Genomic DNA, 3892 nt, shown 5'->3' with positions numbered 1-3892 from the left:
GAAGCTGGATGTCCGCCTGTGTCGGATGGTTGCAACTGTTTGGCGTTCATTTGATGGGCAGCCGCAGTTGCTTCTCAACGGGTTCCTGCGGTTTACATTTTCTCAGGAAAGCGCGAGCGAACTCGTTCACCATGCGCGATGGCTCGTTCGCCCTCAGCGCCAAATACGTCTTGATTCGCAGAGCACGATCAGCAAGTGGCCGGATTGTGATGCCTGGTTGCTCATTGCTTTCGGCGACGGGCTTTGCCAGGAAAGCGACTCCAGCATGTTCTTTCACAAGATTTGCGGCCTCTTCCGGTGTGACGATGTAGTGAATCCCGCGCGGTGTCACTCCAGCTTCCTTTGCAGTCTGAAGGATGCTGTCGTAGAGAAGCGGATGGAGACGCCTACGGAAGAGCACCCAGTTGTCGTCGGCCAGAGCTTTCAACGGAACCTCTGGCAAGGCCTCGCAGGGATGACCACTTGGCAGGACGGCATACAGGGGCTCTTCGCTGATTTCACTGAGTGTGAGTGCACTGCTGTCAGGAGGCTGTGCGACCAGCGCCATATTAATTTCTGCTGACATGACGCTATGGATGAGCTCGAAGGAGAAATCGCTGTGCAGTTGAACCTTGATGCGGGGATAGAGTGGCAGATGGATCGACAGGAATAGAAGCGTGAGCGTTTGATCCATGTAGGGAGAGTGCCCAGCCGCGATGATGTGCTCTCTTCCGTCATTTGCCGCACGGGCGACGTTCACGGCTTTCTCCGCGTGCAACATGCTGGCGCGAGCTTCTTCGACATAGGCACGTCCGGCGTCCGTGAGATCCACTCCCTTCGAGTTTCGGACGAAGAGGGTAAAGCCAAGTCTGTCCTCTAGCTGGGCGATCTGCTTACTCAGAGTCGAAACTGCGATGTGGAGCTTTTGGGCTGCATGGCCGTAATGCAGCTCCTCTGCGAGGACGATTGCCGCCATTAGCAACCGGGTATCAATCGACGAGTGCATAGGCATCTCCCGACGGGGCGCTCTGTGGGCACAAGAAGGCTACTCCGTGCAGAGCACATCACCCCGGACCAGTGGTGTCAACACAACTTCAGCCGCACTCCTTAGTCGTTTAGGATCCCTATTTGTTCGGAAATAATTTGTGGCCGTTTATGGCTCGCCACGTATTAGGTCCGATACACATTAAAAGTAGCCAATTCCCAGCAAGCAAGTTTGGGCTTATCATCGCTTGCAAAGGTCAGAGCGCTACTATGAGCGAAACTGGCATACCCAACGAGAATTCCCGACCCGGTCCGAAGTTGACCGATAGCACCTCGCTTGCAATTCAGAAGCGGGTTGCGGCTCTCTATGAAGCCAATCGGGATGCCGTTTATCGCTTTCTTTTAATCCGGGGACTAGAATCAGCTACCGCGCAGGAGCTGACGCAGGACACCTTCGTGCAGTTCTTTATCGCGCTATCGAATGGAACCATGATCGAAGCGGAACGAGCCTGGGTTTATAGTGTCGCAGCAAAGAGTGCGGTGAATCACTGGAGAAGAGAGGGACGCTTCAATCATGTTGCGCTCGAAGCGTCTCCCGAATTGCTTGCAAGTCTCCAATCCAATCAGCCCACACCGGAAGACGTACTTATTGAGAATCAGCGAATCCGGCGCGTTGATGCGCAGTTGGCCCTCATGTCAGACATGCAAAAAGCAGCCATCCATCTGAGACTTCAAGGGCTGCGATATCGTGCCATCGCGCAGGTGCTTCAAATCAGTCCGTCTACCGTCTCCGAGCTGCTCTCAGGCGCGATCACGCGCCTACGGAGCATAGCCAATGAATGACCACCAAAGCCAGCGTCAGTTGCTGGCGTATTTTGATGACGAACTACCCGAGGCTGAGAAGCAGACCGTCGAGCACCATCTGCGATCCTGTGACCACTGTAAGGCCGAGTTGGATAGCCTACGGCGAGCCCTGCCGGAGATTCTGGACGCATTGCGTGAATCTCTGCTCGAAGAGAACTCGCCCGCACCTAAACAGTGGAAGCCATTCGATGAATTGTTGCAGGAAGCAGGTGAATCTGGCCAGAATGCCCAGGCCACACGACCTTCTAAGCCTCCTGGAGCACGTCCAAAGGGATCACCCAACGGGCAGTAGCTGCCGAAAGCAATCGTCCCGGACACCCTGCGTTTCCGCTGGGGAAATGCCAGCGTCTCGAATTTCAATGGACTTCTATGCGTCGCTGGCGAACTCTGGATTCCTGCCGAGGTGGCATCACCGAGAGCGCTGTCGCCTCGCAGAAACCACCTGCGAGGTGCGGATGATGAATCCAGCGGATCACGAACGCTTTGTCACACCCGTGGAGGCGGCAGACTTTCTTCGCTGCTCTCCGATCACAGTGAAACGGTTGGCACGGGACGGAAAGATCCCGGCCCACCCGGTAACAAATGGAGTCCGTAAACGCTGGAGATTCCTCATTTCAGAGCTGGAAGTCAACATGGGGAAAGGGGTATCTTCAGTTAGATCATCTGAGCCGCTACTCAACCTGAAAGGGAGAGAAGTGGCATGACAAAAAACGCACGAAACACATACCAGAATGGCTGTTTACAACGGGAGACCCGGAAGAAAGGACCGGATGTCTGGGTGTTCCGTTACCGGGAGGACGGCAACCTGAAATATCGCGTTGTGGGAACCGTACTCCAGTACAAAACGAAGGCAGCGGCGCAACTCGCCCTCGGCGACGTTAAGGCGAATCTCAACAATCGCCTTGACGGAGCAACGTTCGGCGACCTGTGTGACCGCTACTTACGGGAGGGGATGCCGGAGAGGCACGCCACGGCTTCGGCACTGCGTTCCATGGTGACGTATCGGATCAAACCGTACTGGGCCGAGGTGTTGGTCGCCGAGATGGCAGCCGATCCGATGTCCGTCGAGCAGTGGATCAAGAACCTACATACGACGCCGAGGACCAAGGACGAGAAGCCAAGGCCTCTTGCCCCGAAGTCCAAGGCGCACACGAAGGCAGTCTTTCACCGGCTGTTCGAGTGTGCCATGCGCTGGCGGTACTTGACGGTCCAGCGGAATCCGATGAGTCTCATCGAGATTCCGGGGGCATCAAAGCGCGTTCGCAAGATCGTATTGGTGCCGACGGAGAAGTACCAGAAGCTGTTGCTGAAGGTGCCGCACCACTGCCGCGTCATGGTGACGTTAGCCATGTGCCTTGGGCTGCGGGTCAGCGAAATCCTGGGACTTCGTTGGGAGGACGTTGATCTGGAGAGCGGCAAGCTCCAGATTCGGCGTTCGGTCGTCAACGGGCATGTCGAACACACCAAGACGGACGCCAGCGAGGACGAGCTACCGCTCCATCCGCAACTGGTCGAAGTCCTGAAGCAATGGAAGGAAGCAGAGCCGCCCGTCGAAGGTTGGCTCTTCGGCAACATCGACACCGGAATGCCGTACCACGCCGACACCATGCGTCAGCGGCACCTCAACAAGGCCGCCGGCGATCCGGAGATCGGACTGCCCAAACTCGGGTGGCACGCCTTCCGGCATACCTACCGGGCGAACCTGTCCGAGTCCGGGCTGCCGCTGGAGGTTCAGCAGAAGCTCATGCGCCACGCCGACATCGCGATGACGACCAAATACGGTCGCAGCTCGATGCTCAATGTTACCCGTCCAGCGAATGCCAGGATCGTTGAAATGGTGATGAGGGAGGAGGCCCAAAAAACAAAAACTGAACCGGCTGCCTAACGCGAGGGCGCCAACTGTTCAGTTATTGTTCAGTTGAGTTTTGCTAAATGGTTGCGGGGGCCTGCAACGTCTCGAATTTGCTCGTTATTCCGTTCAGTCGATCATTGGCAGCATAGCCTCGGATCCACTAGTTTCCACCTTTGCCGTGACAATGAGCCGGAATCCCAGTAGCCGATTGAA

5 protein-coding genes are annotated in these 3892 nt (G+C 56.2%); 4 read left to right on the top strand and 1 reads right to left on the bottom strand.

The annotated features are described in order from the left end of the window. Positions 1-46 precede the first annotated feature (46 nt). Positions 47-985 carry a LysR family transcriptional regulator gene (locus VMU57_RS01705; protein ID WP_325380158.1) on the bottom strand — a complete coding sequence of 313 codons (939 nt, stop codon included), beginning with the start codon at positions 983-985 and terminating at the stop codon, positions 47-49. A 248-nt stretch (positions 986-1233) separates the two neighbouring features. Here VMU57_RS01705 and VMU57_RS01700 point away from each other — a divergent pair, with 248 nt between their 5' ends. The 4 genes from VMU57_RS01700 to VMU57_RS01690 are packed head-to-tail and all read left to right on the top strand — an operon-like array spanning position 1234 to position 3712. After that, positions 1234-1806, top strand: coding sequence for a sigma-70 family RNA polymerase sigma factor (locus tag VMU57_RS01700; protein ID WP_325380156.1), 573 nt, complete (start codon positions 1234-1236; stop codon positions 1804-1806). After that, positions 1799-2119 carry an anti-sigma factor family protein gene (locus VMU57_RS01695; RefSeq protein WP_325380154.1) on the top strand — a complete coding sequence of 107 codons (321 nt, stop codon included), beginning with the start codon at positions 1799-1801 and terminating at the stop codon, positions 2117-2119. The genes VMU57_RS01700 and VMU57_RS01695 overlap by 8 nt, the downstream gene beginning before the upstream one ends. Further along, complete coding sequence (locus VMU57_RS22920; RefSeq protein ID WP_414648590.1) at positions 2016-2531, top strand: helix-turn-helix domain-containing protein; 516 nt, start codon at positions 2016-2018, stop codon at positions 2529-2531. The genes VMU57_RS01695 and VMU57_RS22920 overlap by 104 nt, the downstream gene beginning before the upstream one ends. After that, complete coding sequence (locus VMU57_RS01690) at positions 2528-3712, top strand: site-specific integrase (RefSeq protein ID WP_325380152.1); 1185 nt, start codon at positions 2528-2530, stop codon at positions 3710-3712. Before VMU57_RS22920 ends, VMU57_RS01690 begins: the two co-directional genes overlap by 4 nt. Positions 3713-3892 lie beyond the last annotated feature (180 nt).

This window comes from Edaphobacter sp., assembly GCF_035532915.1.
Lineage (GTDB): Bacteria > Acidobacteriota > Terriglobia > Terriglobales > Acidobacteriaceae > Edaphobacter.
This window is presented reverse-complemented; position numbering and strand designations above follow the sequence as displayed.

Excerpts from the sequence above, each read along its gene's own strand:
- VMU57_RS01700 (WP_325380156.1), top strand. The coding sequence starts at position 1,234 with ATGAGCGAAACTGGCATACCCAACGAGAATTCCCGACCCGGTCCGAAG.
- VMU57_RS22920 (WP_414648590.1), top strand. The coding sequence starts at position 2,016 with ATGAATTGTTGCAGGAAGCAGGTGAATCTGGCCAGAATGCCCAGGCCA.
- VMU57_RS01690 (WP_325380152.1), top strand. The coding sequence starts at position 2,528 with ATGACAAAAAACGCACGAAACACATACCAGAATGGCTGTTTACAACGG.
- VMU57_RS01705 (WP_325380158.1), bottom strand. The coding sequence starts at position 985 with ATGCACTCGTCGATTGATACCCGGTTGCTAATGGCGGCAATCGTCCTC.
- VMU57_RS01695 (WP_325380154.1), top strand. The coding sequence starts at position 1,799 with ATGAATGACCACCAAAGCCAGCGTCAGTTGCTGGCGTATTTTGATGAC.